Source organism: Rathayibacter sp. AY1G1 (genome assembly GCF_002932095.1).
In the GTDB taxonomy this organism is placed as follows: domain Bacteria; phylum Actinomycetota; class Actinomycetes; order Actinomycetales; family Microbacteriaceae; genus Rathayibacter.
Window position 1 is genome coordinate 31,369 of record NZ_PSUZ01000003.1, and the last position, 26,812, is coordinate 58,180.

Below are 26,812 nucleotides of genomic sequence, written 5' to 3' on the forward strand. Positions count from 1 at the left end.
CGCTCAGCGCACCGGAGCCGGCACCGCCGCGGGACGCGCGGCGACCGCGGCCGCGCGCCGCGTCGCCCAGTTGTTGAGCAGCAGCGCCGTCACGACGATGGCCGCGCCGAGCAGGGCGACGGGCCCCGGCCGGTAGCCGCCCGCCATGCTGATCGCGAAGGTCGTCACCGGGACGAGGTTCTGGAAGAGCGTGCCGTTGAGGGCGCCGAGCAGCTTGATGCCCGTGTTCCACAGCAGCACGGCGACGACGCCGGCCAGGAGGATCAGGTAGGCCAGCTGCGGCCAGGCCGCGAGCACCTCGGCCCCGGTCGGCGGGTGCGCGGAGCCGGTGGCCGTCGCCACGGCGACCGCGACGGCGATCGAGGGGCAGCCGAGCGCGGTGGTGAGCGTCGAGTACCGCAGCGCCGACCAGCCGGGGAACGCCGCGGCTCCGCGCGTGTAGACGACCCAGCAGATCGCTCCGAGTAGGGCGAGCAGCTCGCCGAACCCCAGCTCGCCGTCGAGGAGGAGGGCGACGTCGCCGCGGGTGACGACGAGCGCGACTCCGGCGAGCGCGAGCAGGATGCAGCCGACGGTGGCGGCAGGCGGCAGGCGACGCGCGCCGATGCTCGCGAGCACCGCGCCGATCGCCGGCATCATCCCCATCATCAGGCTGACGTTCGGGGCCGAGGTGAACCGCAGAGCCGTGAAGGCGAGCAGGCCGAAGCCGGCGAATCCGGAGGCGCCGAGCAGCGCCAGCCGCCACCCGCGGCCGTCGAGCCGGAAGGCGCGGAGCCCCTCCGCCCGGGCGAGCAGCAGGGCGAGGACGACCGCGGCGGCGGTGTAGCGGATCAGGGTCATGAAGAAGGAGTCGACCGTCGCCGCGATGCTGTCCGCGACGGGGAGCATGCCGCCCCAGAGGATCGGCGGGATCAGGCAGAAGAGCAGACCTCGCGACCGCATGGCGCCCCTGACCCGTCGGGTGCGGCCGCCCCGGGCGGGGGCCGTCGCTCGATGGTGGACCCCGGCGGCTCGGCGCACAAGAGCGCCGCCGACCCCCGAACGGCCCGCCGCGGGGCCGAGCGGAGAGGGGTGCGCCGGGTGTGGAGGAGGCTCAGCGAGGCGAGGGATCAATTACGACGAAGACAAAGAAGCCGCAAGGACCTTGTACAGCCCCTTTAGGGTGACAAATTTTGCTTGCTTCCATCATCTCCGTGCCCCTAGGTTGATCGCAGCACCCCCCGATGCTGTCCTCTGTCAGGCCCTGCTCCGATCCCCCCGTCGGACGCCGTTCCTCACTCGGGTCGCGCCCACCCCGGCGACGACCTCCGTTCCGCGCGGGCGCTCATCAGCGCACATCGGCCCCCGGCCGCGGAGAGGAACAGTCATGAGCACACAGCCCGGCCACGGCGCGGACGAGCCGACGGCTCCCCGTCGCCGGGCGACCTGGGAGGCGCACGACGAGACGGCCTCGCGCCCGCTCTCGGGACGCCGTGCCGCCCGCTCCGGGCGCGAGCGGGTCTCCGCTCCGCGCCGCCTCGCGTCCGCGACGCCTGCCGGAGCGGTGACGGTCCCCGCTGGAGCGGTGACGATCCCAGCCGCCCCGACCGCGGTGCTGGAGCGTCGGGCCGCGATGAACGAGCGTCCGGCCGCGCCGACCGCCGTGGTCGAGCGTTCGTCCGCCGCTACCGCCGTCCCGGAGCGTAAGGCCGCCCCGACCGCGCTGCTCGAGCGTCCGCCGGCCCCCACTGCGGTCCTCGAGCGCACCGGGCTCCCCGCCGTCGACGCCGACCGGCTCCCTCCGGCATCCACCCCGATCGCCGGCACGCGCCCCCGCAGCGGCCGCCGCGCTTCGTCGCGCATCGGCGACCTGGTCGCCGCCCTCCCCGCCCACAACGAGGAGGCCGGGATCGCCGCAGCGATCGAGGGCCTGCGCCGGCAGACCTGGCCGCCGGACCGGATCGTCGTCATCGCCGACAACTGCACCGACGCCACGGTCGAGATCGCTCTCGCGCACGGCGCCGAGGTCTTCGTCACCGTCGGGAACAGCCACAAGAAGGCGGGCGGCCTCAACCAGTTCCTCGCCGAGGTCCTCCCGGGGCTGCAGGACGACGACCTGGTTCTCGTGCAGGACGCCGACTCCGCGCTCGACCCCGGGTTCCTCGAGATCGCCCGCGGCAGGCTGCACGGCGGCATCGGCGCGGTCGGAGGAGTGTTCCGCGGCGGCGAGGGCGGCGGCTTCGTCGGCCACCTCCAGCGCAACGAGTACGCGCGCTACGCCCGCGACGTGCGCCGGCTGAACGGGAAGTGCCTCGTCGTCACGGGCACCGCGGCCGTGCTCCAGGTCGCCGTGATGCGCCGCATCAGCGCGGCCCGCCTGGCCGGCTCCCTCCCCTCCGGAGACGGCATCGGCGGCATCTACGACACCACCGTCCTCACCGAGGACAACGAGCTCACGTTCGCGATCCGCCACCTCGGCTACGACGTGCTGAGCCCTGCCGGCTGCACCCTCGTCACCGAGGTCATGCCGACGTGGGGAGACCTCTGGCGTCAGCGCCTGCGCTGGAAGCGCGGAGCGGTCGAGAACTGCGTGCAGTACGGCTTCACGCGGGTCACGGCTCCCTACTGGGGGCGCCAGCTGCTCACGATGCTCGGCTGCATCATCACCTACGTCTACCTGGCCACGATCGTCTACGCCGTCGGCTGGGGCGAGCTGAGCCTCCAGCCGTTCTGGCTGGCCGTCACCGCGATCTTCGTCGTCGAGCGGATCGTGACGGTCCGCGACCGCGGCTGGCGGTACATGTTCGCCGCCGCGTCGATGTACGAGCTCGTCGTCGACCTGTTCCTGCAGGTCGTCCACACCAAGGCCTACCTGGATGCGCTGACACGCCGTCGGCGCGACTGGTGAAACAGAGAGAGAGACATGTACAACCACATCGGAACAGCCGCCGGAGCCGGAGTCGGTGCCGGAACGCTCGCCATGACCGGGTTCGACTCGGTCTGGCTGGCACTCGCGGCCTTCGCCCTCATCGCTGCGGGGACCGCCGTCCTGCGCATCGCTCCTCGCCGCAAGCGCGAGGTCTGAGACACGGTGGCGGGCGGGGGACAGCCCGCGCCCGTCACCGTCCCACGACCGCCGTCGCCGCGGAGGTCCGGCTCGCGGTGGAGTAGCCGGTCTTCGTCCCGGTGACGGTCAGCGTGATCCGCTTCCCCGCCTGAGCCTTCGTGAGCGTGAACCGCGGCGACGTCGCTCCCGCGATGGCCGCGCCGTCCGCCTTCCACCGGTAGGTGAGGTTGACGGGAGTCGGCGTCCACGGACCCGGGGCTGCCGTGAGCACCGCTCCGACCCGGGCCGTGCCCGTGACGGTCGGCGTCGCGGCGCCGAGGGTGCCGGCGGCGACCGGTGCGGTCGGCTGCGAGGTCGTCGGGCCGGAGCCGTCGGCGGCGCTCACCGTCACGGTCACCCGCTTGCCGACCGCGGAGGAGGGGACCACGAGATCCGGACCCGTCACTCCCACGATGTCGACGCCTCCCGCCGCCCAGCGATGCACGAGCGGTCCCGTCCGGCCGGCGGAGGAGGACAGGGTCGCGCCCACCGCGGCGGTCCCGACGACGACCGGAGCCGGCGCCGCGTCGGACCGGTAGACCGCGACGTGGTCGACGAGCATCGTCCCGCCGGAGCTCTTCGGAGCGGCTGCACTGTCGCACCCGCACACCCCGTTCGGCAGCCCGCCCCCGATGGCGAGGTTCAGGATCAGCAGCACGTCGTTCGGGACCGCGGCCTGCCACGCGGCCGTCCCCACCTCCGACTCCCGCACCACGTGCCGGGTGACGCCGTCGACGAGGAACTCCACGCGCTCGTCGCCGGGCACGGTCCGGTCGAGCAGGGCGGAGTAGCGGTGGAACCCGGTCACGCAGGACGCGCAGTCCAGCATCCCGCTCGTCCGGCCGGCGGGCTCGTCGCAGGGGCCGCCGTCCGGCGCTCCGCAGTGCAGCGTCTGGATCACCTGGGCGGTGCCGTTGACGGCCTCGAGCATGTCGAACTCGCCGGTCGCCGGCCAGTCGATGACGGCGTTCGCGTCCCGCCCGAGAGCCCAGAAGGCGGGCCAGTAGCCGGTGGCCTGCGCGACGTCCGGCAGCTGGATCGAGGCGGTCATCAGCAGTCGGCCGCCCGCCGGCGCCGAGAACGACTTGTCGGCGGTGACGATCCGCCCGGACGTCCATGCTCCGGCGGAGTCGCGGAGGGCGCGGATTCCCAGAGCGCCGCCGCCCGTGAGGAAGACGTTCGCCGTCGACGCGGTCGTCCGGTCGACCGCCCCGGTGCCCCAGGTGCCGACCTCGTGCTCCCACTGGCTCCCGACCGGCGCGCCCGCCGGCCCGGTGAAGTCGTCGCGCAGGAGCGTGGTCCAGCCCGGGGCGTCGGCGGGTGCCGCCGTGACGGCCTGGCCGGCGGACGAGGCGGTCGGAGTCGTGGACGCCGGTGCGAGTGCGGCGACCGCCTGCGGGGGTGTCGCCGCCAGCACTCCGAGGCACAGGGCCGCGAGGGCGAGGGCGAGTCGCGGCCGGTCGAGGAGTCGTGAAGGCATGGCGAGTCCTCTGCGTCGAAGGGGCGCGCAGCTGCACGCGCCTCGACGCTAGTGAGGAGTACTCGCTCTCCCCCCACCCTCCAGGCGGGGTGATCTCCGGCACGAAAGCTCACGACCGGGCTCGGCCGGGCCGGGTCCAGGGTGCTGGCAGAGGGGCGGCCGCCGTCGCCTCCGATCGCCCGTTCGAAGGAGAACACCATGCATCGTCGTCTCACGGCCACGCTCGCCGCGATCGCCCTCGCCCTCGGAGGGGCCGTCGCCGTCGCGACCCCCGCCTCCGCCGGGCAGCTCGTCTACCAGAACGGCGGCCCGGGCAACTGCTACGAGGTCCGCTCGCAGCGCGACTCCCTGGGTCGCGCGCAGGTCACGGTGTGGTGGCACTGCGACCAGGCGAGCAACGTCAAGGTCATCTGGAGGAACGGCCCGGACAGCGGCTGCAACACGATGAGCGTCATCAACCGCAAGTTCAGCGACAGCTCGGGCGTCGCGTCCCGCTTCGACCGCCTCGTCTCCTGCTGACCCGGTCGGGCTGCCCCTGATCCCTTCCGCGGGATGCCGCTCCGCTACGCGGCACGCCGCGTACCCGAGCGGCTTCCCCCGGGAGGGGACGGCGGCGGCACCGCTCAGTGCTCGGCGCGCCCCGAGTCCTCGATGAGGCGCACCTTCACGTTCACGGCGAGCGGCCCCGTGATCGACGGGTCGGCGGCGAGCAGCGCGTGCATCCGCTCGCCCACGAGGCGGAGCGTCTCGGGGGCCGGCAGTGCGGCGGACGCGGCGATGTGCGCGCTCACCGTGGTGAACCCCTCCGACCGGTCGATGTCGACCAGCACGTCGGGCTGCCGCAGGTCCAGCTTCACGGCGAGCGCGTCGGCCGCGGCCTCGACGATCGGCTGGGCGGGGTAGACCCCCGCGACGCCTTCGATGTCGCGGATCTCGGCGGTCAGCCGCTGCGAGAGCTCGGTGTCGTCGGTCATTCCCGCTCCTCCCGGTGGGGGTACACGTCGTCGACCGTCACGTCGATCGCGCCGACGGTCAGCTCGGTGTGGCGCTCCAGGGCGTAGCGGATGCGCTCGCGCAGGCGGTCGGCGGCCACGGCGACCGGCAGGCCGAACTCGAGGGCGCAGGTCACGTCGATCCGCACCACGGCGCCGGGAGCCGAGACGTCGCCGTCGAGGGTGCAGCGGCCCATGATGACGCCGCCCATCGTGTCGCCGGCGCGGCGGATCATCCCGCGCACGGCCGCCTCCGTGAGCGCCAGGCGGAGGGTCGGGTCGGGGTGGCGGACGGGGATGTCGCGGCCGGAGCGCACCTCGGAGCGGATCGCGTCGAGCAGGCCGGCGATCCAGACCTCGTCGCGGTCGGGCTCGCGGTCGGCCTCCTGCCGCAGCGCCCGCGCCGAGAGCTCGGTGAGGCGGGTGAGGTTCGCGAGAGCGAGCCGGCACGCGGCGGAGTTCTCGATCGAGGGGTCGCGCGGCTCGCGACCGCGGTCGAGGTACTCGCCCAGCTCCTCGAGCGTGTGGCCGTCGAGGTCGTCCTCGGGCACGGCGGCGTCGTCGGTCATCGCCATGCCTCCAATTCGTGGAGCAGGAATCGACGGGCCCGGGCGAGGAGGCCGCGGACCGTCGAGACGGGGAGTTCGAGAGCGTCGGCGATCTCCTGGTAGCTGTAGCCGGCGGTCTCGCGGAGTAGCCAACAGCGTCGCTGATCAGCAGGCAATCGGTCCAGCGCTTCCCAGACCGCGTCCAGCTGGAGTCGTGCCTCGACGATGCGCTCGGGGGAGTGCTCGGGCGGCGCGGGCGGATCCCAGTCGTCGATGTCGTCGTGGCGGCGGCGGACGCGGATCCGATCGATCGCCTTGTGGGTGACGATGCGCATCAGCCAGTTGCGGATGTGCGCCGGGCTGTCGAGATCGGCCAGACGCCGCCAGCCGGTGAGGAACGCCTCTTGCACCACGTCCTCGGACTCCGCCTCGGAGCCGAGGAGCTTCGCGGCGTAGACGCGCATGAGGGCGCCGTGGCGGCGGGCGAGCTGCTCGAACGCCTGCACGTCGCCGTCGACGGCGCGCGCGGCTAGGGTCGCGTCGGACGCGTTCAGGAGGGGGTCGTCGTCGATGAGCGCCTCCTCCGCGGTCCCGCGCGCGGTGTCCCCGCGCGCCGGTGCCCTCAGTGTGGGGCGCCGTCCGGCATGACTACCAGCCTTGACAACGGGCCGCCGAATCCGCTGGCCGGATTGCGAGTGCCGCCGATGGGGGACGTCTCGAGACGGGATTCGTGACATTCCGGCTCCTCGACACGTCTTGATTCCGTACCCCTCGTGCGTCCCCCGGAGCGCACGGACCCCGAACCCGGAAGAAGTCCCCCATGCACTGCTCCCTCCGCCGCCGCCCCGGGCGGACGTCATGAGCGAGTCGACCTTCACCCTCGGCAGCCCCTTCGCGGGCGACGAGCGGGCCGACCGGCGCTACGAAGCCTCCGGCGACGATCCGACCGCCGCGGCCGCCGTCTACTCCGAGGCGTACGGCGGAGGCGAGTTCCGCGTCGCTCCGTCGCAGCGCGGCTTCTCCTACCGCTACGCCGTCCGCGGCAGCGACCGGGTGACCCTGCGCACCTCCGACTGCTCCGGCGCCCTCACCGGCCAGGTCCCCCACCTGAAGGAGTACGTCGTCGGCTGGTTCCGCGCCGGCGGCGGACGCCTGAACCTGCCGCCGTTCACCCGGACCGGCGCGCTGTCGGCCCCGTTCCTGTTCCCCGCGGAGCGCCAGTTCGGGCTCGAGTTCGAGCCGCACCGGCAGAACCTCATCCACTTCGCCCCCGGGTTCCTCGAGGACGTCGCGACCGAGACGCACGCCGGCCCCCGCCAGCCCGTCTCCTTCGACCACGGGGCGGACGCCGACCCCGGCGTCCTCGCACGCTGGCGCGCCGCGGTGACGGAGGCGAGCGCCGCGCTCGCGACGGCCGCGATCACGCCGCTCGTGCGCTTCACCGCCGAGCTCGACCTCGCCCGGGTGCTGCTCCTGCTGTTCCCGTGGCGCGCGTGGGACGTGCCGGCCGTGCTGCGGCGCCCGTCCGCCTCCCGCACCCGTGTCGCGCTCGACTTCCTCCAGCACCACGCCCACGAGCCGATCACTCCGGCCGACGCCGCCCGCGCGGCCGGTCTGCACACCCGCACGCTGCAGCAGGCGACGAAGCGGCACCTCGGAGTGTCGCCGTCGGTCTACCTGCGCGACGTGCGCCTGGACCGCGCCCACTCCGACCTGGTCGCCGGCGACCCCTGCTCGACCACCGTCGCCGCGGTCGCCCGCGAGTGGGGCTTCGGCAACCTCGGCCGCTTCGCGAGCGCGTACCAGGTGCGCTTCGACGAGAAGCCGAGCCACACGTTGCGCCGCTGACGCGCAGCCCCTGCGAGCCCGAGGGCCCGGACCGTCTCAGGACGGTGCCGGGCCCTCGTCGTCTCCGGGTGCGTCCCGAGGGGCCGTTTCGGAGGATGCTCCATCGTGTCCTCCGACCGGTCTTCCGGACACGGACCTCGTGACACTCGGCGCCGGCTCAGCCCGGCTGATGCACGTGGATATCGCTGCTCGACGTCACGCCGTTGAACTCGAGATACAGCTGCCCCTCGACGACCGACACGGTCAGCGTGTTGCGGCGCTCCAGTACCGCGACCACGGCATCCAGGAACCCCTGGTCGAAGCTCTGCACGGAGATCTGCTCGAGCCGGTGGACGCGCTTGCCGGACCACGCCGCGATCACCTTCTCCGGGTTGCGATGCGTGTAGACGGTCGTGCGGTCGGCCAGTCTGCTCCCGAAGTGCAGTCGCTCGGCATCCGGCGCGCCCACCTCGATCCACGTGGTCAGCCTGCCGGTGAGATCGCGGACCAGCACCGCCGGCTCGGTCGCCGTCGACGAGATCCCCTCGCTGAACGTGATCCCCTCCACGTATTCGAGGCAGTACGCGAGCACGCGCGTCATCATGTACGCGTCGGTCTCGGAGGGGTGCCGAGCGGCTCGCAACGTGATGTCCTCGTAGACGCCGCGGTCCACATCGGCCAGCTGTATCGCGAAGTTGTACATCACTGCGCCGGCTGCCACGTGTGCGAGCTTATGTCCTGTCGCTCATCGAGGAGCGCGAGGCTTCTCCGGCGCCGGCGGGGGCATCAGGTTCGCGCGCCTACTGGGGAGCGCCTCCGCGACCAGGAGCTCGAGGCCTGGCTCGGGGTCAGCCGGACGCCGATCCGGGAGGCGCTGCTCCGGCTGGCCCGCGTCGGCCTCGTCTCGGCCAAGCCCGGCCGGGCGACGATCGTGACCCCCGCCACGGCCGAGAGCATCAGCGACGCCCAGCAGATCGCCGCCGCCATGCACGAGCTCGCCACGCGCCTCGCCGGCCCGGCCGTCACTCCGGAGGCGCTCGCCGCGATGGAGTCGGTGAACGACGACTTCGCGCGGGCGCTGGCGGAGGGCGACGTCGAGCTGGCGCTGCGCTCCGACGACGCGTTCCACGCGGTGCTCACCGGGCTCAGCGGCAACGGGATGATCGAGGACGTGCTCGAGCAGGCCACTCCGCTCATCCGCCGTGCCGAGCGCCAGCGCTTCGCCTCCCTCGCGGCCCGTGGATCCGTGGAGCAGCACCGCGCGATCGTGGAGTCCCTCCGCGCGGGCGACACCGACGGCGCCGCCCGCCTCAGCCGGGAGAACTGGATGACGCTCGACCGTCACCTGCACGAGGCCTGACGCGCTGCTCCTCCGCGGGGAGGAGTCCGCGCTCGGTCATGCGCGAGGCCGACGCGATCGCATCCGCGACGAACCGCTCGGTCAGGTCGGCATGCCCTCGCCCGCGCGCTCCGCATCCGTCCCGAGAGCTGAGCGCCGCCCTCCCCGCGCCTCCGCCGCCGGGATGCGGGTCGAGGCGGGTGCCGGGCGCGGCGCGGAACGACGGACGGCCGACGCGCGGGCGGCCGGAGCGCTCTGGAACACTCGAGCGAGGGGCGGGGGCTCCGGAGCGGGGGAGCCGTGGCGTCACGCTTCGTCGAGCTCGACGGTCTGCGCGGCCTCGCCGCCCTCGGCGTGGTCGTCTACCACTTCACCACCGCGTTCTCGCTCGATCATCCGGATGCACCGCCGGGATCCTTCGCGCTCCCGTTCGGCGAGTTCGGCGTCCAGCTCTTCTTCGTCATCAGCGGCTTCGTGATCCTGATGTCCGCGGACCGCGCGCGGCGGCCGTCGGACTTCGCGATCTCCCGCGTCAGCCGCCTCTACCCGGCCTATTGGATCGCGGTGGTCGTCTCGATCGTCGTCGGCGCTCTCGCCCGCGTCCCCGGCACCGACCTCACGCCGCTGGAGCTGCTGCTCAACTTCACCATGGTGCAGCGGTTGCTGCTGGTACCCAACGTGAACGGCGCGTTCTGGACGCTGGCCGTCGAGATGCAGTTCTACCTGCTGGTGCTGCTCGTGCTCGTCCTCACGAAGTGCCGGTTCACGGATCGGCTGGTCCGCGTGCTGGTGGTCGTCTGGCTCGGCGTCGCCGCGACCGCCTCCGTCGCCGCCCACCTCGTCTCGGGAGGCGTCGACGTCGTCTCGGCGCCGGTCGCCGTCCGGGTCCTGGCGAACCTGACGCTGGCCGAGTACGGACCCCTCTTCTGCGTCGGAATGCTGCTGTTCCTCTCGCGACGGCAGGGGCGCTTCGAGCTCCTCGCCGTGCCGGCGGCTCTGATCGCGGCCCTGAACGCCCAGCTCCTCCACGGCGGGCCGGACGGAGCGGTCGTCCTCGGCGTCTGCGCGGCCGTCACGGTCGTCGCGGTGCGGCGCCGGACCGCCGTGCTGCGATGGGCGCCGCTGCTCTGGCTCGGGCGGATCAGCTACTCGCTCTACATCCTCCATCTGGTCGTGGGCAGCGCGATCATCAGCGCGCTCTGGCCGCTGATCGGCCGCGACGGAGCCGGACTCGTCGCCTTCGTCGTCGTCCTCCTGCTGTCGTGGGGCGTCAACGCGGTCGCCGAGGAGCGGTGGAGCCCCGCCTGGCGCCGCGCCCTCACCCGTCGGCGCGACCGCCGGCTCCCGGCGGCGACGGCGACCGCGGCCTGACGCGGCTGTGCACTCCGCTGGCCGCTCAGCGAGTGCGCCGCCGAGGCCTGTGGACGCCGGTGGCCGCGAAACGCATCTCCGCTCGACGTTCCCTGCACCTTGGCTGAGCCACCGGGACGTCCGGGCCCCGGGCCACGTCTTCATCATGTGCCACGGATCGTGAGCACCGCGGCCCCGGCCACGACCTCTGACCATCTGGAGAAGATCATGACCAACGTCACCCCCACCAGCCTCGCCAACGCCTCCTCGGCCAAGCACGGCACCGCCACCTCGGCCGGCAAGAACACGATCGCCGACGGCGTCGTCGAGAAGGTCGCCGGCATCGCGGCCCGCGAGGTCCCCGGCGTGCACGACCTGGGCAACGGCGCCGCCCGCGCCATCGGCGCCATCCGCAACGCGATCAACGCGCAGGACCGCGGCCAGGGCATCTCCGTCGAGGTCGGCGAGAAGCAGGTCGCCGCCGACATCACCGTCGTCGCCGAGTACCCCGTCGCGCTGCAGAAGCTCGCCGACAGCATCCGCTCCGCCGTCTCCGAGGCCATCTCCTCGGTCGTCGGCATGGAGGTCGCCGAGGTGAACGTCACCATCTCCGACGTCTTCATCCCCTCGGACGACAAGGACGACGAGACCGAGAGCCGCGTCAAGTGACTCCGTCCCACATCGGCCTGGTCCTCGGCGCTGTCCTCGCGCTGACCGCTCTCGTCTTCGGCTTCTGGGCGCTCCTCTGGGTCGCCCTCGCCATGGCGATCGGCTACGGCGTCGGGCGGGTCGTCGAGGGCAAGCTCGACCTGCGCTCCCTCGGCGACACCCTCCGCGGGCGGCGGTCCTCGTGACCGCGGCGGTGATGGCCGACGAGGCCAGCCACGGCCGCACGACGATCAGCTCGCGCGCCGTGCGCCGAGTCGTGTCGGCCGTCACCGCGGAGGCGCTGGACGTGAACTCGTCCGACGTGTCCGTCGAGCTCGACGACGAGGGAGGACGCCTCCACGTCGTCGCGCACGCCCCCATCCACGTCACGCCCCTGGGCGAGACGGGCCGCCGCTCCTCCGGGACGCTGCTGGACCGACTCAGCCGGGCGCAGACGACCATCCGCTCGCGCTGCCTCGAACTGACGGGCTCCACGATCGGCCGGGTCGACCTCCGGATCACCGGTGCCGACCTCCGAGAACGAAGGAGGGTGTCGTGACGACTCCCACCACTGCCGGCCGGGCGATCTACCCGCGCCTGGTGCGGCGCGAGACGCACTCGTCCCGCTCCGGATCGGCGATCGTCCTCGCCGTCCTGCTCATCCTCCTGTTCGCGTGGCTGGGCACGGAGGCGGTCCTCGCCGTCCTCGGCCAGCCCGCGCTGCTCGTGGCCCCGCAGGACGGAGCGTCCTCGCTGCTCAACGCGGCCGCGGCGCCCATCGCGCTGACCGCCGCCGCCGGCGCCGTGCTCGCTCTGATCGGGCTCGTCCTGATCGTCGTGTCGCTCAAGCCCGGCCGTCGCGGCCGTCGCGCCGCCAGCACCGACCGCACCGCGGCGATCGTCGACGACCGCGTCATCGCGCAGGCCGTCGCCCGCACCGCCGGCTACGCCGGTGACGTCGACCCCGACAACGTGTCGGTGTCGGTCGGATCCCGCGTCGTCGACGTGACGGTCTCCCGCACCTCCGGCCGCAGCATCGACGTCACGCCGATCCGCGAGGCCGTCGACGCCGAGCTCGCCACGTTCGACTGCACCCCGCGCCTGCGCTCCAAGGTGCGCCTGTCCGAGAAGGGAACGGTCCGCTGATGACCACCACGAACCGATTCCTCAACCGGCTGCTCCTGTTCGTCGTGGGCCTCGTCCTCCTCCTCGCCGGCGGCGCCGTCGCGGTGGGGTCGCTGCTCCCGCAGGTGCAGGAGAACGTGTCCACCGCCGCGCAGGACGCGGCCGACCCCACGAGCCAGGCCCTCTCGGGCGGCACCCCGTGGATCCTCTGGGTCATCGCGGTCGTCGCGCTCGTCCTCATCCTGCTGCTGGTGCGCTTCATCGTGCGCCAGGGCCGCGGCCGCACCTCCACGCTGCTGCGCGTCGGCTCCGGAGAGGGAGCGGGGACGCCCACCGGCGGCTCCGTCACCATCGACGCGAAGGTCGCCGAGCAGGTCCTCGAGGAGGCCCTGTCGCAGGAGCCGTCCATCGTCGCGGTCGACGTGACCGCGTTCGAGATCAAGCACCAGAAGGTGCTGCGCGTCACCGCGCACACCCGCCGCGGCGCCTCGCCCGCCCGCACCCGGCAGACGGTCGACCAGGCCGTCCGCCAGTGGGACGCCCTCCTCGGCGAGGAGACGCCCGTCGTCATCCAGATCGTCAGCGGTCTGCGGACGAAGATGAGCGGCACCGCCCGCGTGCAGTAGCCGCCGGCACCACCGTCCGGCCCTCCCGATCGGGAGGGCCGGAGAGCCCCGCTCAGGCGGGATGGAAGTCTTTCTGAAGGAGCACCCCATGTCCGATCCGATGGAGCCCGGCACCGTCGAGCGCATCCGCACCGATGAGCAGCCGACCCCGAACCAGCAGAGCCGGCGCGAGTCCGCCCGCCGCGACGGGAAGCCGTCCGAGCCCGAGTCGACCGAGAGCCGGGTCGCGACCGCCGCCGGCGAGAGCGCCCAGCGCGTGTCCGGCGTCCACCACCTCGGCGGAGCCGTCGCCCGCGGCCTCGACCGCGCCTCCCGCCGCGTGCTGGGCACCAGCACCGTCCCCGGAGTCACGGTCTCGAAGGCCGACGGCGTCACCACCGTCGACATCGACCTCGTCGTCGAGTATCCTCACCCCGTCCGCGAGGTCCTGGACGCCGTGCGCGATCAGGTGCAGCGCGTGGCGGAGCCGGTCGCCGGCGGCCACGTCGTCGTCAACGTCGAGGCGACCGACGTCCACGGCCCGTTCGACCCGATCGAGAAGCCGGAGGAGGACGAGGAGCCGCTCGTCGACACCGCCAAGCGCGCCGCGTCCGACGCCCGCGACTCCGCCAAGGAGGCCGCCGGGAACGCCCGCGACGCCGTCTCCGGTGCCGTCGACTCCGCCCGCGGACGCCTGGCGGATGCCGCCGACGACGCCGCGGACGCGATGGACCGCGCGGCCGACGAGCGCGACGAGCGCGACGAGCGCGCAGCCGCCCAGAAGACGGCCGACGACGAGCGCGCCGCCGAGCGCGACGAGGACGACCCCCGCGTCGAGACGCACGCGGCCCCGGCCGTCGTCGAGACCGCGGAGTTCGTGGTCCGCGTCCAGGTCGAGCCGGTCGACGACGACGGCGACCCCCGCACCGCGACCGTCGAGGTCGCTCCGGCGGAGGAGCCCGAGCACGTCGAGCGCGACGAGGCCGCGGCCGATCGCGACGACGCGTCCGACGACGCCGACCGCTCCGAGGACGACCGCGCGTCGTCCACCGCCGGTCGGGAGTAGTCCCGTGCGCACCCGCTCGTACAGCGCGCGACGCAAGCCGCGTGCGGCCTGGATCGCGCTCGGCACGGGCGTCGTGCTCTCGTTCGTGGTCGTCGTCGCCGTGCTGCTGCCCGTCCTCGGGCTGATCGGCGCGGCCGACGGCACCACGGCCGGGGCGCTCGACGTCCCGGTCGGCGCGATCGTCCTCTCGATCGTCCTCAGCTACGCGGTCGGCCTGGCCTGCCTCGCCGTCGCGTTCCTCTCCCGCAACGCGGCCCTCGCCTGGGTCGCCGCAGTGGCCGCCGTGATCGCGACGCTCATCGGCTCGATCTGGCCGCTCGTCGCGACCGGATTCGCCAGCGTCGACCAGGCGAAGGACGTCATCCCCTTCATCCAGGACCTGATCGCCCGGGTCCGGGGGTAGCGTCGGGGCGATGAGCTCCGACTACCTCCGCGCCTACGACGACCAGCTCCGCTCCGACGCCGAGACCCCGAGCGCCGTCTCCGTGACGCGCGAAGGGCCTCTGCGTCTGGTGACCTTCGCCAGCGGACGCGGCTTCGTCACCTACCGCGACCTCGCCGGCGCCTCCTCCGCGGAGATCGCCCGCCTGGTCGCCGCGGCCTGCGCGCACTTCGACGCCGATCCCGGCATCACCCGCGTCGAGTGGAAGACCCGCGGCCACGACGAGGCCCCCGGCCTGCACGACGCCCTCGTCGCGAACGGCTTCGCGCCGGACGAGGCCGAGTCGATCATGATCGGCCCGGTCGAGGCGCTGCTCTCGGACCGGCCGGTCCCGGAGGGGGTCGTGCTGCGGCGGGTCGTCGACGAGCCGGACGTCCGCGCGTTCAGCGCCATGATCGACGCCGCCTTCGAGGAGGAGGTCGACGTGTCGATCGCCGATTCGCTCGTCGCCCGCCTGGCGCGCGGCGACGGCATGGAGCTGTGGGTCGCCGAGGTCGACGAGCGGATGGCGTCCGGCGGCCGGCTCGAGCCCGTCCCGGGCACCGCCTTCGCCGGCATCTGGGGCGGAGCGACGCTGCCGGAGTACCGCGGACGCGGGCTCTACGGCCTGGTCACGGCCGCCCGCGCCGCCTCCGCACAGGCACTCGGGAAGACCCTCGTGCACAGCGACTCGACCGAGTACTCGCGGCCCATCCTGGAGCGCGCGGGCCTCGTCCGGGTGTCGACGACGACCCCGTACCGTCGACGGCGTCCGTAGTCCGCTTCTCCGGGCGTGCGCGGGGATCTCGAGACGCGCGCGGTGCGCGCTACTCGATCAGCACGGCGGGGACTTCTGCTGGTCGAGTAGCCCGAAGCGGCGTATCGAGACCTGCCCGTTCGTGCGTGGAGATCTCGATACGCGCGCTGCTCCGATCAGCTCGGGGACGTGATCTCGAGCGCGATGTTGTCGGGGTCGCGGAACTCGAGGAGGCTCATGCCGCCGGCGTCCTTGATCGGCTCGTGGGCGATGCCGAGGTCGTCGAGCACGGCCGCGGCCGCCTTCAGCGCGTCGAGGTCGGGGACGGTGAAGCTGACGTGGTCGAGCCCGACCCGGTCCTCGTCGAAGCGGTCGTCGCCGGAGGCGACGGGGCGCAGGCCGAGCAGTCCGCCCGGGAACTGGTAGATCACGCCGCCGAACACGAACGCCAGCTGCTCCTTCTCCTCCGGCGACGCGTCGGCCGGCGGCGCCTCGAAGGCGACGTCGAAGCCGAAGACGGAGTCGTAGAAGGGGCGCGAGACGGCGATGTCGCGGACGGTGAGTCGGACGTGGTTGTAGTCGACAGCGGGGATCGGCACAGGGGTTCCTCTCGGCGGGGCGGGCGGAGTGCCCGTCTCCAGTTGTTCGGAGGCGGCGGGCCGCCGGTTCGGGGCTGGCGCCGCCTCCGAGGATCGGGTAGCGCGTCAGTCCAGCTCGGTCGGGCGCGCCGGCTCGGCCAGCAGGGCGCGCGCCGCCATCCCGATCACCGCGCTGTAGGTGGGGTAGGCGAAGCGGACGTTCGCGAGGGTCGCGAGGTCGACTCCGGCCGCCATCGCCGTGGTCACCGACTGCACGACCTCGATCGCGTTCTCGCCGACCGCGTGCGCGCCGAGCAGCAGCTCGCGGCGCCGGTCGGCGATCAGCGTGAGGAACCCGTTCTCGCGGTCGTCGATGACGGCGCGGTCCAGGTGCGAGAACGGCACCGAGGCGACGACGCACTGCGGGTCGCGCTCGCGGGCCTGCTCCTGCGTGAAGCCGACGCCCGCGTAGTCAGGGTCCGTGAATCCGCCCGCGGGCAGGAGGAACTGAGGCGTGCGCCGGTTCGCGCCGAGCACCGCGTTCTCGGCGGCGGCCTCCGCCTCGAACTGCGCCGCCTGCACGAGCATGTCGCGCCCGTTCGCGTCGCCGACCGCGAAGATGTGCGGCACCACCGTGCGGAAGTACTGATCGGCGGGGATCGCCGAGCGGACGACCTCGATGCCCGCGTTCTCGAGTCCGAGGTCCTCGACGTCGGCGGGCCAGCCGGTGGCCATGATCACCACGTCGACCTCGGCCGTGCGGTCCTCGCCGCCCTCGCGCCACGCGATCGCGAGCGAGCCGTCGTCCTGCCGCTCGATGCCCGACACCGTCTCGATCCCGGTGCGGACGCGGACGCCCTGGCGCTCGAAGGCGGCGCCGACGTGCTCGGAGATGCTGGAGTCGGAGGTCATCAGGATCCGCGGGGCGACGTCGAGGAGCGTCACCTCCGAGCCGAAGGCGTTGAAGACGGTGACGAGCTGGGCGCCCGTGTTGCCGCCGCCGATCACGGCGACGCGGCGCGGCAGCTCGGTCAGCCCGAGCACGTCCTCCGGCACGGTCGCGAGCTCGGCGCCCGGGATCGGCAGCCGCCGCGAGTGCCCGCCGACGCAGACCATGATCGAGCGCGCGCGGATCCGCCGCCCGCTGTCGAGCACGAGGGTGCTCTCGTCGACGAAGCGGGCGCGGCCCTCGTGGATCAGGTCGACTCCCGCCTCCTCGAACCGCTGCGCCTCGCTCTTGATCGAGCGCACCAGGTCGACGCGCTCGTGCACGTGGCGCACGGTCGCGGCCCAGTCGAGGACGGGAGTGCCGATCTCGATCCCGTAGTCGCCGGCGGAGCGGGTCTCGCGCATCATCCGCGCCGTCTTCGCGAGGACGCGGGTGGGCACGCAGCCGGTGTTGACGCAGGTGCCGCCGACGCGCGCGGCCTCGAGCACGACGACGCGCGCTCCCAGCTCCGCGGCGCGGAGGGCGGCGGCCGTCCCCGCGGGTCCTGCGCCGATGACGGCGACGTCGTACTCGGCCTGCTCGGGAGTGCTGTCGGGCACGGGGACCTCCGGTTCTGGGTGTGCTCCGATCCTGCCGCTCCGCGCCCCGCTGCACCCGGCCTTGACAGCCCGCCCGCGGACCGGCGTCGCGGGCGTCCCGACGCTGAACATCGGCCGAGGACGGTTGCCCGGCGGGCGCCCGGCACGGTGGGATGACCGGGTGGGCTGCGGCGGGGGACTCGAGCGGAAGGCGCTCCGATGAGCGCCCGCACCTTCGGGGTGGAGGAGGAGTACCTCCTCGTCGACGCCGGCACGTTCCTCCCGACGCCTGCGGCGCCGCTGCTGCTCGGCTCCGTCCGCGGCTCCGCGGCGGTCGCCCTGGCCGCCGAGCTCAAGGCGGAGCAGATCGAGGCGGTCGGCTCGCCCGCCCGCACGCACGACGCGCTGCTGGCCGGACTGCGCGAGGGCCGCCGCCTGGCCGACGACTCCGCCCGCGAGGTCGGTGCCCGCGCCGTCGCGGTCGCGACCAGCCCCGCCGCGTTCGAGCCGCACCTCTCGGCCGACGAGCGCTACGACCGGATGGCCGAGCGCTTCGGCCTCGTCGCCCGCGAGCAGTTCACCTGCGGCCTGCACGTCCATGTCGGGATCGGGTCGCCGGAGGAGGGGATCGCGGTCCTCGACCGGCTGCGCGGCTGGCTGCCCGCCCTCCTCGCCCTGAGCACCAACTCCCCGCTGAGCGCCGGCGTCGACACCGGCTTCGCCAGCTGGCGCTACCAGTCGTGGGGGCGCTGGCCCACCGCCGGCCCGGTCGGGATCTGGGGCGACCTCGAGCAGTACCGGAGCGTCGTCGCCTCCCTCACCTCCTGCGGCGTGCTGCTGGACGAGGGCATGCTCTACTTCGACGCCCGTCTCTCCCGTGCGCACCCGACCGTCGAGGTGCGCATCGCCGACGTCCCGCTGCACGCCGAGGACTCGGCGCTGATCGCCGTCCTGATCCGGGCGCTCGCCGAGACGGCCGTGCGCGACGCGGGCGCCGGGGTTCCGCCCGTGCCGCTGCCGACTCCGGTGATCGCCGTCTCCTCGTGGCTGGCGAGCCGCCACGGCACGACCGGCGACCTCATCGATCCGGTCGACGGCTGCCCGGCCCCCGCCTCCGCGGTACTGGCGCGCCTGCTCGACCACGCGGGTCGGGCGCTGGCGGAGTCGGGCGACGAGGAGGTCGCGGCGTGCGGCGTCGAGCGGGTCCTGGCGCGGGGCACGGGCGCCGAGCGGCAGCGCGCGGTGTGGGAGCGGACGGCGTCCGCGGCCGAGGTGATCGCGGACGCGGCGGAGGCGACGCGCGCCTAGAGGCTCGCTGGTCGCAGGCTCACGGCTCGCTGGTCGCGGGCTCGGCGGTTCAGGGCTCGCTGGTCGCGGGGTCCACCGACCCGGACTCCACCGACCCGGACTCCACCGACCCGGACTCCACCGATCCGGACTCCGCCGCCTCGGGCTGCGGCGACTCCGGCACCAGCTGGTAGCCGCCCTCGATCGTCCCGTCCGGGCGGAGCAGGATCTGCGTGTACACCGGGGCGCCGCTGCGGAGCGTCGTACCGCTGACCCGGAGGGGCTCCCCGGCGAAGAACGCCTCCGAGCCGGTGCAGCCGGCGAAGAAGGACGCGTCCGGGCGCTGCACGGCGAGGCAGACCGTGGTGCCGTTCGGCTCGGTGATCAGCAGGCGGTCGTTCTCGGCGGTGTCGAACCCGGAGCCGTAGACCGTGGCCTCCCCGGCGAGCAGAGCGAGGCCCGGCGGGACGTCGGTGGTCGGCTCCCAGCCCTCGACGAGCGCGGCGAAGCGGTCGGCGGGATCCGCGGAGGCGGTCGGCGGGGCGACAGGGTCCGCAGGCGGAGGGAGGAGGAGCGCGGTGGGGACGATCGCGCCGACCGCGGCTCCGCCGACGATCGCGGCAGCGAGCACGAGGCGGCGGCGGCGCGGGTGCGGCGTCCGCGGGGCCGGCCCGTCGGGGTGCTCGGCGGGCGACTCCGCAGTCTCGGAGCCGGCGGTCGCCGACAGCGGAAGTGCGGTCGCGGGCAGGGGGAGACGCGAGTCGGTCGCCGTCCCGGGATGCGCCGCGCCCGTCTGCGCCACGGACGGCGCGGCGCCGGTCCGCGCGCCGGACCGCGTCACTCCGGGAGGAGCGTCCTCCGCCTCCAGCTCGCCGAGCCGTCGCAGCGCCTCGCGCCGCTCGTCCCGGTCGGCGCCGTCGTCGCGGGGTCGGGCCGACAGGATCCGCTCGAGATCCCTGCGCTCGTCGTCCTCGGCCTGCACTCCGTCAGTATGGCGGTGCCGGACACGGGAACGGCCCGCGACCTCCGGGACGCCGCCTTCTCAGCGGTGTCCCGGCGGTCGCGGGCCGTTCCGGTGCGGGCGTCAGCCCGACGGGTTCTCGACCGGGTCGCCCTCGGGGTCGGTGGCCGTCTCGGGGTCGACGTGCTCGGGGTCGGTGGTCTGCGGGTCCTCGGGAGTGTTCTTCTCGGTCATCGGATCCTCCTTGTCGCTGGATGCGGAACGTGCGGACAGGTTCCACGCTACGGCGGGAGCTCCGTGGAGCGCGCCCGGTTGACTCCGCCGCCCGGTGTCCGGAACCGAGGTCAGGAGCGGCGGATCCGCCCGAGCGGCCCGTCACGCTGCTTCCGGCCTCGGCTCCGGACGCCGCTCGCCTCAGCCGGCCCCTTCACCCGTGGCAGCCGCGGGCCTCCACCGCAAGGCCTGGCAGCGCTCGCGCGCGATTCGTACGCTGAACCCATCGAGCCGAGGAGCAGCAGCGCCACATGATCCGCACCACCGTCACCATCGAGGGCAAGACCTACGGGCTGTCCCAGGGGACCGACGTCGCCGAGCTGAAGCGGTCGGCGACCGAGGCGACGCAGGCCGGAGGAGGCCTCGTCGACTTCGTGATCGTGGGCAACCGCCAGGTCAGCGTCCTGATCTCGACGGGTGTTCCGGTGATCTTCGAGGAGCTCGAGGTGCCGGACGACGACCGCGACACCGGTGACGTCCACCAGCCGTGGGACGACATCGACTACCTCGACTGACCCCGTCCTCCCGGTCGCGCCGAGTCGCGGCCGGGTCCCAGACGCCTGAGGGGCGCCGCCGGCTGGACCCGGCGTCTCTCGGGCACCTCGTGCCGCGCTACTCCGCGGACTCGCTCTCGGCCAGCTCGCCCTCGACCAGCGTGCGGGCGGCCGAGGCGAGAGCCGAGCGGATGCGCTCCGCCGGCTCCTGCAGCATCGCCGCGATCGCGTCGACGTCGTGGCCGCCGGTGTGCCGGAGCAGCCAGGCCTGGCGCTCGAGCGTCGGCAGGGCGTGCAGGCGGCGGTGGAAGCCCGAGCGCAGCAGGTCGTCCTCGCGGATCGCCGCGGGGGCCTGCTCGGCGCGCTCCATCGCGGAGCCGCCGCACTGCACGCTCGCGCGCCCGACCTCGGAGCGCATCAGGTCGAGGGCGCCCGTGTCGTCGAGTCCCTGCGGCCGTCCGCTGCGGACGGTGACCGCCGCGTGACGGAGGGCGGCGCTCGCCGCGGAGTCCGACAGTGTGAGCCGGTAGGCGTACGCGTAGAGGCCGAGGGCGCGGTTCTCGAGGGCGCGGCCGGCGAGCAGCTCGCCCTGCTGCTGCGACTGCGTCATGCCGACGGCGGCGACGGGTCTGTCGTAGGTGGTCACGGTGACTCCTCGGCTCCGCGCGCTCCCGGTCGGGAAACGCGTCGGACGCGATGCTAGGGAGTCGAGAACGATCGTTCTACCCTTGACTTCTCAGATTCTTTTTCGATGCGTGCGCATGGAAGCGCTTTCCCGACAACCGTCCCGGAAAGTGGAAGCGCTCTCACTCCCGCGCCGAGAGGATGCAGAACTCGTTGCCCTCCGGGTCGGCGAGCACGACCCAGGACTGCTCGCCCTGCCCGACATCGGACCGCGTCGCCCCCAGGCCGACCAGCCGCGCGACCTCCGCCTCCTCGTCGTCCGGCACGAAATCCAGGTGCAGGCGGTTCTTCACGGTCTTGCGCTCGGGCACGTCGAGGAAGAGCAGGCTCGGCCCGCGGCCCGACGGGGCGAGCAGCTCGATGCCGTCCTCGTCCTCGTCCACGACGTCCCAGCCGAGCGCCTCCTGCCACCAGTGCCCGAGGGTCCGGAAGTCGGTGCAGTCGACGATGATCTCTTCGAGTCGGAGGGCCATGCACCGACGCTAATCGGCGCGGGGCGTGTCGGGGAAGTGCGTCCGGCGGGTCCGCGCGGCGCCGCGGCTCCGTCCGGCCGTGTCGTCCGCGGGACGGGTGCCCGTGCCGGTTCGGCACGACGGCTGGCGGCCGGAGCGGCGGCGCGGCATCCTCGACGCGGGTGCCCCTGCGCCCGGGGACGAGGAGCAGCATGAGCACCGCACGCGAGCAGTGGGAGGCGCGCTACGCCGACTCCGATCGGATCTGGTCGGGCCGGCCGAACGCGACGCTGGTCGGGCTGGTCGGCTCGCTGCCGCCGGGCCGCGCCCTCGACCTCGGCGCCGGCGAGGGGGCGGACGCGCTGTGGCTGGCGTCGCTCGGCTGGCGCGTGACCGGGCTCGACCTCTCCGAGACGGCGCTGGGCCGGGCGCGCGCGGCCGCGGCCGAGCGGGGCGCCGACGTGGACTTCGTGCAGGCCGACCTCGCCGAGGACTGGCCGGTCGTGGGGGAGTTCGATCTGGTGACGGCGAGCTTCCTGCACTCGATGGCCGAGTTCCCGCGGATCGACGTGCTGCGGCGGACGGCCTCCGTCGTCGCTCCCGGCGGCCGCCTCGCCGTCGTCTCGCACGCCGCACCCCCGCCGTGGGCGAGCGGCGACGACCACCGCCACGGAGCGATGCACCTCGTCGGCCCCGAGGAGGAGCTCGCCGAGCTGGCCCTCGACCCCGCCGAGTGGACCGCGGAGCTCGTCGAGACGAGGGAGCGCGCCGTGACCGCTCCCGACGGCACGGCAGCCGTGCTCCTGGACGGCGTGATGCTCCTGCAGCGACGCGGCTGAGCAGGCGCCGCTCGAGGACCCGCGGCCGGGCTAGCGTGGTCCGCGACCCCGACCCCGCAGGAGGCGCCGATGCCGCTCGATCCGTATCTCGCCGCCCGGCTGCCCCTCCTGGCCGGCCTCGCGTATCCGCTCGACGCCGAGCAGGCCGCCCGCATGGCCGCCTTCGAGGAGGATCCGGGGCCCTGGTGGCTGCCCGAGGGGATCGACGTCGTCACGGAGACCGCGTCCGGCCCGCACGGACCGGTCCCGCTGCGCGTGTACTCGCCCGCCGCGCCCGAGCGCGCTCTGCTCTGGGTGCACGGAGGAGGGTTCGCCGCCGGGAGCATCGACATGCGCGAGTCGCACGTCGTCGCGGCGGAGCTCGCGCACCGGGCGCGGGCCCGGGTCGTCTCCGTCGACTACCGGCTCGCCGGCCCCGACGTCCGCTACCCCGTCCCGCTCGACGACGTGCACGCCGCCTGGCGGCACCTCCGCAGCACGGAGTCCGGATCCACACCCGTCGCGATCGGCGGCGCGAGCGCGGGAGCGGCCCTGGCCCTCGGTGCGGTCCTCCGCGAGCGCGACGCCGGTGCGCGGCTGCCGGAGCACGTGCTCCTGGCCTACCCCTTCGCCCACTTCCCCAACCCCGCCGTCGACGACGCGATCGCGGCCGAGCTGCGCGAGCTGCCGCCGGTCCTCCGCTTCCCTCCGTCGAGCATCGAGGGCATGGTGCGCACCTACCTCGGGCGGATCTCCGACCTCCCCGTCGAGGCGCTGCCCGGCTCCGCGCCGCTGGCGGGTCTGCCTCCGGTCACGGTCCTCGTGAACGAGTACGACGAGCTGCGGGGGTCAGCGGAGCTGCTCCTGCGCCAGCTCGCGGAGGCGGGCGTCGCCGTGACCGGGCACCTGGCCGCCGGCATGCCCCACGGGCACCTCAACCGGACGCCGGCGCTGCCCGAGGTCGACCGCTCGCTGCATCTCTTCGCGGCTCAGCTGCGCGCGATGGGCTGAGGCGCCCGGCCTCGTCCTCCGCCCCGCTCAGCTCAGGCGCGGTCCGCACCGTCCCGCTCAGGCGCGGTCGTGCAGGGTGACGTGGTAGCCGTCCGGGTCGGCGAAGGTGAAGGTGCGCCCGAACGGGCCGTCGATGGGAGCCGCGACGACGGGGTGCCCGTCGGCGACGAGCGCGTCGTGGATCTCCTGCACGCCGGTCGCGTGCAGCCAGATCGCGGCGCCCACACCGGGGCGGGAGGCGGAGTCGAGGTCGGTGCCGGGCGCGAGGTCGCGCAGGGCGAAGGCGATCGGAGTCGTCGCGAAGACGACGGCGTGCGGCGGGCCGGCGGGCGAGCGGACCAGGCCGAGGTACTGCTCGTAGAACGCCTGGGACGCCGCGAGGTCGCGGACCTGGAGCGAGACGAAGTCGGGGCCGGTGACGGGCATGGGGTTCCTCCTCGGTTGTGTCAGCTTTCTGACACACCGGAGCGTATGTCAGAATACTGACATGAGTCAAGACGGCATCGACCTCGAGACCTCGCTCGGCTACCTCCTCAAGGAGGCGTCGAGCGCCCTGCGCGCGGCGATGGAGGCCGTGCTCCGCCCGCTCGGGATGACGGTCACCCACTACTCCTGCCTCGAGCTCCTCGCCCAGCGGCCGGGCCTCTCGAACTCGGAGCTCGCGCGGGGCGCCTTCGTCACCCGGCAGTCGATGAACGTCCTGCTGCAGACTCTGGAGCGCGACGGCGTCGTCACCCGCCCCGACGCGGCTCCGGTCGGAAAGGTGCTCCCCGCCCGGCTCACCGAGCGCGGACGCCGCAGCCTCGCCGAGGCGTCCGCCGCCGTCCGCGGGGTGGAGCTGCGGATGCTGGAGGGGCTCGCGGAGGAGGAGCGGCAGGCGGCGGCGCGCCTGCTCCGCGGCATGATCCGGTCGCTGCGCGCGGACGACCGCGCCTGAGGGGCGCTGTTCCGCCGTCTGTAGGAACGAGGGCCGCCCGCTCGCCGGTACGGTCGCGCTCATGGCAGCAGGAGGAGCGGTGAGCCCGCTCGACGTCGGGATCGTCGGCGGCTCGATCGGCGGACTGTTCGCCGCGGCCCTGCTCGTCCGCGACGGGCACCGCGTGACGGTCCTCGAGCGGTCGGCGACAGGCCTGTCGCGGCGGGGAGCCGGGCTCGTGGCCCAGCAGGACCTGATCGACCTCCTGCACGCGATAGGCCGCGACGACGAGGCGCGGGTCGGCGTCGTCGCGCACGAGCGGATCACCCTCGACCGCTCCGGGCGCGTGATCGGCCGCGACCCCTCCCCGCAGACGCAGGTGTCGTGGGACCACCTCTACGACACGCTCCGCTCGCGGATCCCCGCCGACCGCTACCTCCTCGGTCACGCCGTCACCGGGGTGCGCCCCTCGACCGGGACGGACCCGGTCGTCGTCGAGCTGCGCGACGGGAGCGGCCTGGATTTCGACGTCGTCATCGGAGCCGACGGCCTCGGATCCGTCGTGCGCGCGGCGGTCGCGCCCGAGGCGCCGGGGAACCGCTATGTCGGCTACTCGACCTGGCGCGGGCTGATCCCGGAGTCGGCGCTCCCCGCCGGGGCCGCGGCGACTCTGCTCGGACGCTTCGCCTTCTACACCGCGCCCGGCGAGCACATGCTCGGCTACCTCGTCCCCGGACCAGCCGGCGAGGTGGAGCCCGGCCGACGGCGCTACAACTGGGTCTGGTACCGGCCCCTCTCCGAGGACGCCCTCCGCGGAGTGATGACGGCGTCCGGCCGTCCGCCGGAGAGCGTGTCCCTCGCGCCCGGCGACCTCGCTCCCGATCTCCGCCGCCGGCTCGAGGAGGACGCGGTCGACCGCCTGCCGCCGCCCTTCGCGGCCTCCGTCCTCGCCGAGCCGCAGCCCTTCCTGCAGGCGATCGTCGACTACGTCCCGCCGCGGACGGTGCGCGGCCGGGTCGCCCTCCTCGGTGACGCCGCCGTGACGGTGCGGCCGCACACGGCCATGGGCGCGGCCAAGGCGGCGGGCGACGCGCTGGCCCTCGCCGCCTCCCTCGCGCGGCACCCGGTCGACGAGGCGCTCGAGCGCTACGAGGCCGAGCGGCTCCCCGTCGGCCGCGCCATCGCCGAGTACGGCAGGCGCCTGGGCCGCTCGATCCCGCTGCTGTCCGAGTGACCGCAGTACCGCGCTCCTGATCGATCCCGGACGTCCGCAGTGACCACCGCCTTCCCGGTGACGAGGCGCCACTGCGAAAGAGTGCGATCGAGAGCGAAGAAGAAGGTCTCCGCTGGAAGTCCTCAGGTGAGCCGAGGTCCGTGCCCGTCACGAGTTCATCCCCCGCCCCCGCCTGGCCGCTCCCCGCCGTCCGCCGCGCGTCCCTTGCTCCTCGACCGCGGAGACGGCACCCTCGGGTGACGGCCCACGGCGAAGGAGACGCATGGACGACGACGGACTCCTGGCCGCGCTGCTGCGGGGACGGCCGGCGACGCTGGCCGACGCGGCGGAGCTGACCCACATCGACGAGGCCGAGGTCGCTGCGGCGATCGAGCGGCTCCGCGGCCGGGGGCTCATGGGCGGCGAGGGCGAGCAGCTCGACTTCCCGGCGCCGATGGAGTGGGCGGCCGCGGCCATCGCCCGGCACACGGAGTCGGCGCGGCGGGCGGGCAGGGAGTCCCTGGACGGGATCGAGCGCGTCGTCGCGGGCCTGCCGATGCTGCTCGGCGCCTGGCGGGTCGGCGAGGACACGTCGGATCCCGTGCCGACCCTCCTCCGCCACGGTCCGCACGCGTCCGAGGACCTCTGGTTCGACCTCGTGCGCCGCGACTCCGGCTCGCTCGTGGCGGTGCTCCCGAACGTGGAGCGGTTCCTCGACCCGCCGACGGAGCGGGCGATCCGCTTCGGGCACGCGCTCGCGGCGAAGGACCGGGTACGGGTCATCATGCCGGCCGCCGGCGCGCGCGACCCGCAGGTGCTCGCGCGGGTGGAGGCGTACCAGGCGGCGGGCGTCGAGTACCGGCTCCTCGAGAGTCCACCGAGCTGGTTCTGGGTCGACGGCGACCACCTCGCCGTCCCGTTCGAGTGGGGCGAGACGAAGCCGACCAGCGTGCTCGGCGTGCGCCATGCGGCGCTGGCCGGTCTGGTCGAGTCGTACTTCGAGGTGCTGTGGCGGCAGGCCGCTCCGATCGGAGCCGTCGACCAGAGCTGGCTGCCGCTGCTCCGGCTGATGCGCCAGGGCGTCACGCTCGAGACCGCGTCGCACCGGCTCGGCATGAATCCGCGGACCGGCCGCCGCCGCGTGGCCGCCGCGATGGAGCACTACGGAGTGGCGACGCTCTTCGCGCTCGGCACGGCGTGGGCGGCGGACTCGCGCACCCGCGACGGCGACGCCGGTGCCGGAGAGCCGGTGCTCGATGATCCGGAGGCGCTCGAGCCGGGAGCGCTGGACGACGGTGAGATCGACCTCGCCGAGACGGTGCCGCGCGATTGAGCTCCCGCGGGACCGAGCCGTG

Annotated in this window: 33 protein-coding genes and 1 pseudogene; 22 read left to right on the forward strand and 12 right to left on the reverse strand. The window is 73.9% G+C overall.

Going from position 1 to position 26,812, the window contains the following annotated elements:
- Positions 1-3 precede the first annotated feature (3 nt).
- On the reverse strand, positions 4-942 hold the full coding sequence (locus tag C5C36_RS02470) for a DMT family transporter (RefSeq protein ID WP_104309181.1): 939 nt from the start codon (positions 940-942) through the stop codon (positions 4-6).
- 424 nt (positions 943-1,366) lie between these two features.
- Here C5C36_RS02470 and C5C36_RS02475 point away from each other — a divergent pair, with 424 nt between their 5' ends.
- Both C5C36_RS02475 and C5C36_RS17440 read left to right on the forward strand, forming a co-directional pair.
- Positions 1,367-2,887 (forward strand): glycosyltransferase family 2 protein, encoded by a 1,521-nt coding sequence (locus C5C36_RS02475; protein WP_258072167.1) that lies wholly within the window; start codon positions 1,367-1,369, stop codon positions 2,885-2,887.
- A 15-nt stretch (positions 2,888-2,902) separates the two neighbouring features.
- Positions 2,903-3,064 carry a hypothetical protein gene (locus tag C5C36_RS17440; protein WP_167305255.1) on the forward strand — a complete coding sequence of 54 codons (162 nt, stop codon included), beginning with the start codon at positions 2,903-2,905 and terminating at the stop codon, positions 3,062-3,064.
- Between the two features lie 34 nt (positions 3,065-3,098).
- Here C5C36_RS17440 and C5C36_RS02480 read toward each other — a convergent pair whose 3' ends face one another.
- Positions 3,099-4,565: a family 16 glycosylhydrolase gene (locus C5C36_RS02480; protein ID WP_104309182.1), complete on the reverse strand. Its 1,467-nt coding sequence runs from the start codon at positions 4,563-4,565 to the stop codon at positions 3,099-3,101.
- 198 nt (positions 4,566-4,763) lie between these two features.
- Between C5C36_RS02480 and C5C36_RS02485 the strand changes: the two genes are divergently transcribed.
- Positions 4,764-5,084: a hypothetical protein gene (locus C5C36_RS02485; RefSeq protein ID WP_104309183.1), complete on the forward strand. Its 321-nt coding sequence runs from the start codon at positions 4,764-4,766 to the stop codon at positions 5,082-5,084.
- Positions 5,085-5,188: 104 nt separating this feature from the next.
- Here C5C36_RS02485 and C5C36_RS02490 read toward each other — a convergent pair whose 3' ends face one another.
- From C5C36_RS02490 to C5C36_RS02500, 3 genes are read right to left on the reverse strand one after another with little or no spacing between them, the layout of a single operon-like run.
- On the reverse strand, positions 5,189-5,539 hold the full coding sequence (locus tag C5C36_RS02490; RefSeq protein WP_104225842.1) for a hypothetical protein: 351 nt from the start codon (positions 5,537-5,539) through the stop codon (positions 5,189-5,191).
- Positions 5,536-6,126 (reverse strand): Asp23/Gls24 family envelope stress response protein, encoded by a 591-nt coding sequence (locus C5C36_RS02495; protein WP_146076902.1) that lies wholly within the window; start codon positions 6,124-6,126, stop codon positions 5,536-5,538. Before C5C36_RS02495 ends, C5C36_RS02490 begins: the two co-directional genes overlap by 4 nt.
- Positions 6,123-6,611 carry an RNA polymerase sigma factor gene (locus C5C36_RS02500; protein WP_244248147.1) on the reverse strand — a complete coding sequence of 163 codons (489 nt, stop codon included), beginning with the start codon at positions 6,609-6,611 and terminating at the stop codon, positions 6,123-6,125. The genes C5C36_RS02495 and C5C36_RS02500 overlap by 4 nt, the downstream gene beginning before the upstream one ends.
- A 352-nt stretch (positions 6,612-6,963) precedes the next feature.
- On the opposite strand from C5C36_RS02500, the gene C5C36_RS02505 reads away from it, so the two are divergent.
- Positions 6,964-7,953 carry a helix-turn-helix transcriptional regulator gene (locus C5C36_RS02505; RefSeq protein WP_104309184.1) on the forward strand — a complete coding sequence of 330 codons (990 nt, stop codon included), beginning with the start codon at positions 6,964-6,966 and terminating at the stop codon, positions 7,951-7,953.
- A 157-nt stretch (positions 7,954-8,110) separates the two neighbouring features.
- Here C5C36_RS02505 and C5C36_RS02510 read toward each other — a convergent pair whose 3' ends face one another.
- A complete protein-coding gene (locus C5C36_RS02510; RefSeq protein ID WP_104309185.1) occupies positions 8,111-8,653 on the reverse strand; it encodes a YaeQ family protein in 543 nt (180 codons plus the stop codon).
- Between the two features lie 12 nt (positions 8,654-8,665).
- Here C5C36_RS02510 and C5C36_RS18230 point away from each other — a divergent pair.
- The 11 genes and pseudogenes from C5C36_RS18230 to C5C36_RS02560 form a co-directional block, all read left to right on the forward strand.
- Positions 8,666-8,854 (forward strand): annotated as a pseudogene (locus tag C5C36_RS18230) (GntR family transcriptional regulator); the annotation flags it as partial.
- 9 nt (positions 8,855-8,863) lie between these two features.
- Positions 8,864-9,292 carry a GntR family transcriptional regulator gene (locus C5C36_RS02515; RefSeq protein WP_258072168.1) on the forward strand — a complete coding sequence of 143 codons (429 nt, stop codon included), beginning with the start codon at positions 8,864-8,866 and terminating at the stop codon, positions 9,290-9,292.
- Between the two features lie 279 nt (positions 9,293-9,571).
- The gene (locus C5C36_RS02520; RefSeq protein WP_181133761.1) at positions 9,572-10,642 is read left to right on the forward strand and encodes an acyltransferase; all 1,071 of its coding nucleotides are present in this window, start codon (positions 9,572-9,574) and stop codon (positions 10,640-10,642) included.
- Positions 10,643-10,849: 207 nt separating this feature from the next.
- The gene (locus C5C36_RS02525; RefSeq protein WP_104223989.1) at positions 10,850-11,290 is read left to right on the forward strand and encodes an Asp23/Gls24 family envelope stress response protein; all 441 of its coding nucleotides are present in this window, start codon (positions 10,850-10,852) and stop codon (positions 11,288-11,290) included.
- A complete protein-coding gene (locus tag C5C36_RS02530; protein ID WP_104223990.1) occupies positions 11,287-11,475 on the forward strand; it encodes a DUF2273 domain-containing protein in 189 nt (62 codons plus the stop codon). The genes C5C36_RS02525 and C5C36_RS02530 overlap by 4 nt, the downstream gene beginning before the upstream one ends.
- Positions 11,472-11,828 carry a hypothetical protein gene (locus C5C36_RS02535; protein ID WP_244230558.1) on the forward strand — a complete coding sequence of 119 codons (357 nt, stop codon included), beginning with the start codon at positions 11,472-11,474 and terminating at the stop codon, positions 11,826-11,828. Before C5C36_RS02530 ends, C5C36_RS02535 begins: the two co-directional genes overlap by 4 nt.
- Positions 11,825-12,415: a DUF6286 domain-containing protein gene (locus C5C36_RS02540; RefSeq protein WP_258072169.1), complete on the forward strand. Its 591-nt coding sequence runs from the start codon at positions 11,825-11,827 to the stop codon at positions 12,413-12,415. Before C5C36_RS02535 ends, C5C36_RS02540 begins: the two co-directional genes overlap by 4 nt.
- Positions 12,415-13,020 (forward strand): hypothetical protein, encoded by a 606-nt coding sequence (locus C5C36_RS02545; RefSeq protein WP_104238125.1) that lies wholly within the window; start codon positions 12,415-12,417, stop codon positions 13,018-13,020. Before C5C36_RS02540 ends, C5C36_RS02545 begins: the two co-directional genes overlap by 1 nt.
- Before the next feature lie 88 nt (positions 13,021-13,108).
- Positions 13,109-14,065, forward strand: a complete 957-nt coding sequence (locus C5C36_RS02550) for an Asp23/Gls24 family envelope stress response protein (RefSeq protein ID WP_181133762.1) — start codon at positions 13,109-13,111, stop codon at positions 14,063-14,065.
- 4 nt (positions 14,066-14,069) lie between these two features.
- Entirely contained in the window at positions 14,070-14,468 is a 399-nt protein-coding gene (locus tag C5C36_RS02555; protein ID WP_104309189.1) for a hypothetical protein, read from the forward strand.
- A 10-nt stretch (positions 14,469-14,478) separates the two neighbouring features.
- Entirely contained in the window at positions 14,479-15,264 is a 786-nt protein-coding gene (locus C5C36_RS02560; protein WP_104309190.1) for a GNAT family N-acetyltransferase, read from the forward strand.
- 155 nt (positions 15,265-15,419) lie between these two features.
- Here C5C36_RS02560 and C5C36_RS02565 read toward each other — a convergent pair whose 3' ends face one another.
- Positions 15,420-15,842 (reverse strand): VOC family protein, encoded by a 423-nt coding sequence (locus C5C36_RS02565; RefSeq protein ID WP_104309191.1) that lies wholly within the window; start codon positions 15,840-15,842, stop codon positions 15,420-15,422.
- Positions 15,843-15,947: 105 nt separating this feature from the next.
- The gene (locus C5C36_RS02570) at positions 15,948-17,369 is read right to left on the reverse strand and encodes an NAD(P)/FAD-dependent oxidoreductase (RefSeq protein WP_258072170.1); all 1,422 of its coding nucleotides are present in this window, start codon (positions 17,367-17,369) and stop codon (positions 15,948-15,950) included.
- Between the two features lie 198 nt (positions 17,370-17,567).
- Here C5C36_RS02570 and C5C36_RS02575 point away from each other — a divergent pair, with 198 nt between their 5' ends.
- Positions 17,568-18,656: a glutamate--cysteine ligase gene (locus C5C36_RS02575; RefSeq protein WP_104269571.1), complete on the forward strand. Its 1,089-nt coding sequence runs from the start codon at positions 17,568-17,570 to the stop codon at positions 18,654-18,656.
- A 49-nt stretch (positions 18,657-18,705) separates the two neighbouring features.
- Here the strand turns inward: C5C36_RS02575 and C5C36_RS02580 are convergent, their stop codons facing one another.
- Complete coding sequence (locus tag C5C36_RS02580) at positions 18,706-19,617, reverse strand: hypothetical protein (RefSeq protein WP_104309193.1); 912 nt, start codon at positions 19,615-19,617, stop codon at positions 18,706-18,708.
- Positions 19,618-20,120: 503 nt separating this feature from the next.
- Between C5C36_RS02580 and C5C36_RS02585 the strand changes: the two genes are divergently transcribed.
- Positions 20,121-20,384 (forward strand): hypothetical protein, encoded by a 264-nt coding sequence (locus tag C5C36_RS02585; protein WP_104224053.1) that lies wholly within the window; start codon positions 20,121-20,123, stop codon positions 20,382-20,384.
- 97 nt (positions 20,385-20,481) lie between these two features.
- Here C5C36_RS02585 and C5C36_RS02590 read toward each other — a convergent pair whose 3' ends face one another.
- Together C5C36_RS02590 and C5C36_RS02595 are read right to left on the reverse strand one after the other, a co-directional pair.
- On the reverse strand, positions 20,482-21,009 hold the full coding sequence (locus C5C36_RS02590; protein ID WP_104309194.1) for a hypothetical protein: 528 nt from the start codon (positions 21,007-21,009) through the stop codon (positions 20,482-20,484).
- 160 nt (positions 21,010-21,169) lie between these two features.
- The gene (locus C5C36_RS02595) at positions 21,170-21,520 is read right to left on the reverse strand and encodes a VOC family protein (RefSeq protein ID WP_104309195.1); all 351 of its coding nucleotides are present in this window, start codon (positions 21,518-21,520) and stop codon (positions 21,170-21,172) included.
- A gap of 191 nt (positions 21,521-21,711) precedes the next feature.
- Between C5C36_RS02595 and C5C36_RS02600 the strand changes: the two genes are divergently transcribed.
- Both C5C36_RS02600 and C5C36_RS02605 read left to right on the forward strand, forming a co-directional pair.
- The gene (locus tag C5C36_RS02600; RefSeq protein ID WP_104309196.1) at positions 21,712-22,338 is read left to right on the forward strand and encodes a class I SAM-dependent methyltransferase; all 627 of its coding nucleotides are present in this window, start codon (positions 21,712-21,714) and stop codon (positions 22,336-22,338) included.
- A gap of 69 nt (positions 22,339-22,407) precedes the next feature.
- On the forward strand, positions 22,408-23,328 hold the full coding sequence (locus C5C36_RS02605; protein WP_104266510.1) for an alpha/beta hydrolase fold domain-containing protein: 921 nt from the start codon (positions 22,408-22,410) through the stop codon (positions 23,326-23,328).
- 57 nt (positions 23,329-23,385) lie between these two features.
- Here C5C36_RS02605 and C5C36_RS02610 read toward each other — a convergent pair whose 3' ends face one another.
- Complete coding sequence (locus C5C36_RS02610) at positions 23,386-23,754, reverse strand: VOC family protein (RefSeq protein ID WP_104238135.1); 369 nt, start codon at positions 23,752-23,754, stop codon at positions 23,386-23,388.
- 61 nt (positions 23,755-23,815) lie between these two features.
- Here C5C36_RS02610 and C5C36_RS02615 point away from each other — a divergent pair, with 61 nt between their 5' ends.
- From C5C36_RS02615 to C5C36_RS02625, 3 genes are all read left to right on the forward strand, one after another.
- Positions 23,816-24,265, forward strand: coding sequence for a MarR family winged helix-turn-helix transcriptional regulator (locus tag C5C36_RS02615; RefSeq protein WP_104232916.1), 450 nt, complete (start codon positions 23,816-23,818; stop codon positions 24,263-24,265).
- A gap of 61 nt (positions 24,266-24,326) precedes the next feature.
- Positions 24,327-25,478, forward strand: a complete 1,152-nt coding sequence (locus C5C36_RS02620; protein ID WP_219814874.1) for an FAD-dependent monooxygenase — start codon at positions 24,327-24,329, stop codon at positions 25,476-25,478.
- Positions 25,479-25,740: 262 nt separating this feature from the next.
- Positions 25,741-26,790, forward strand: coding sequence for a hypothetical protein (locus C5C36_RS02625; protein ID WP_104309198.1), 1,050 nt, complete (start codon positions 25,741-25,743; stop codon positions 26,788-26,790).
- The last annotated feature ends 22 nt before the right edge of the window (positions 26,791-26,812 follow it).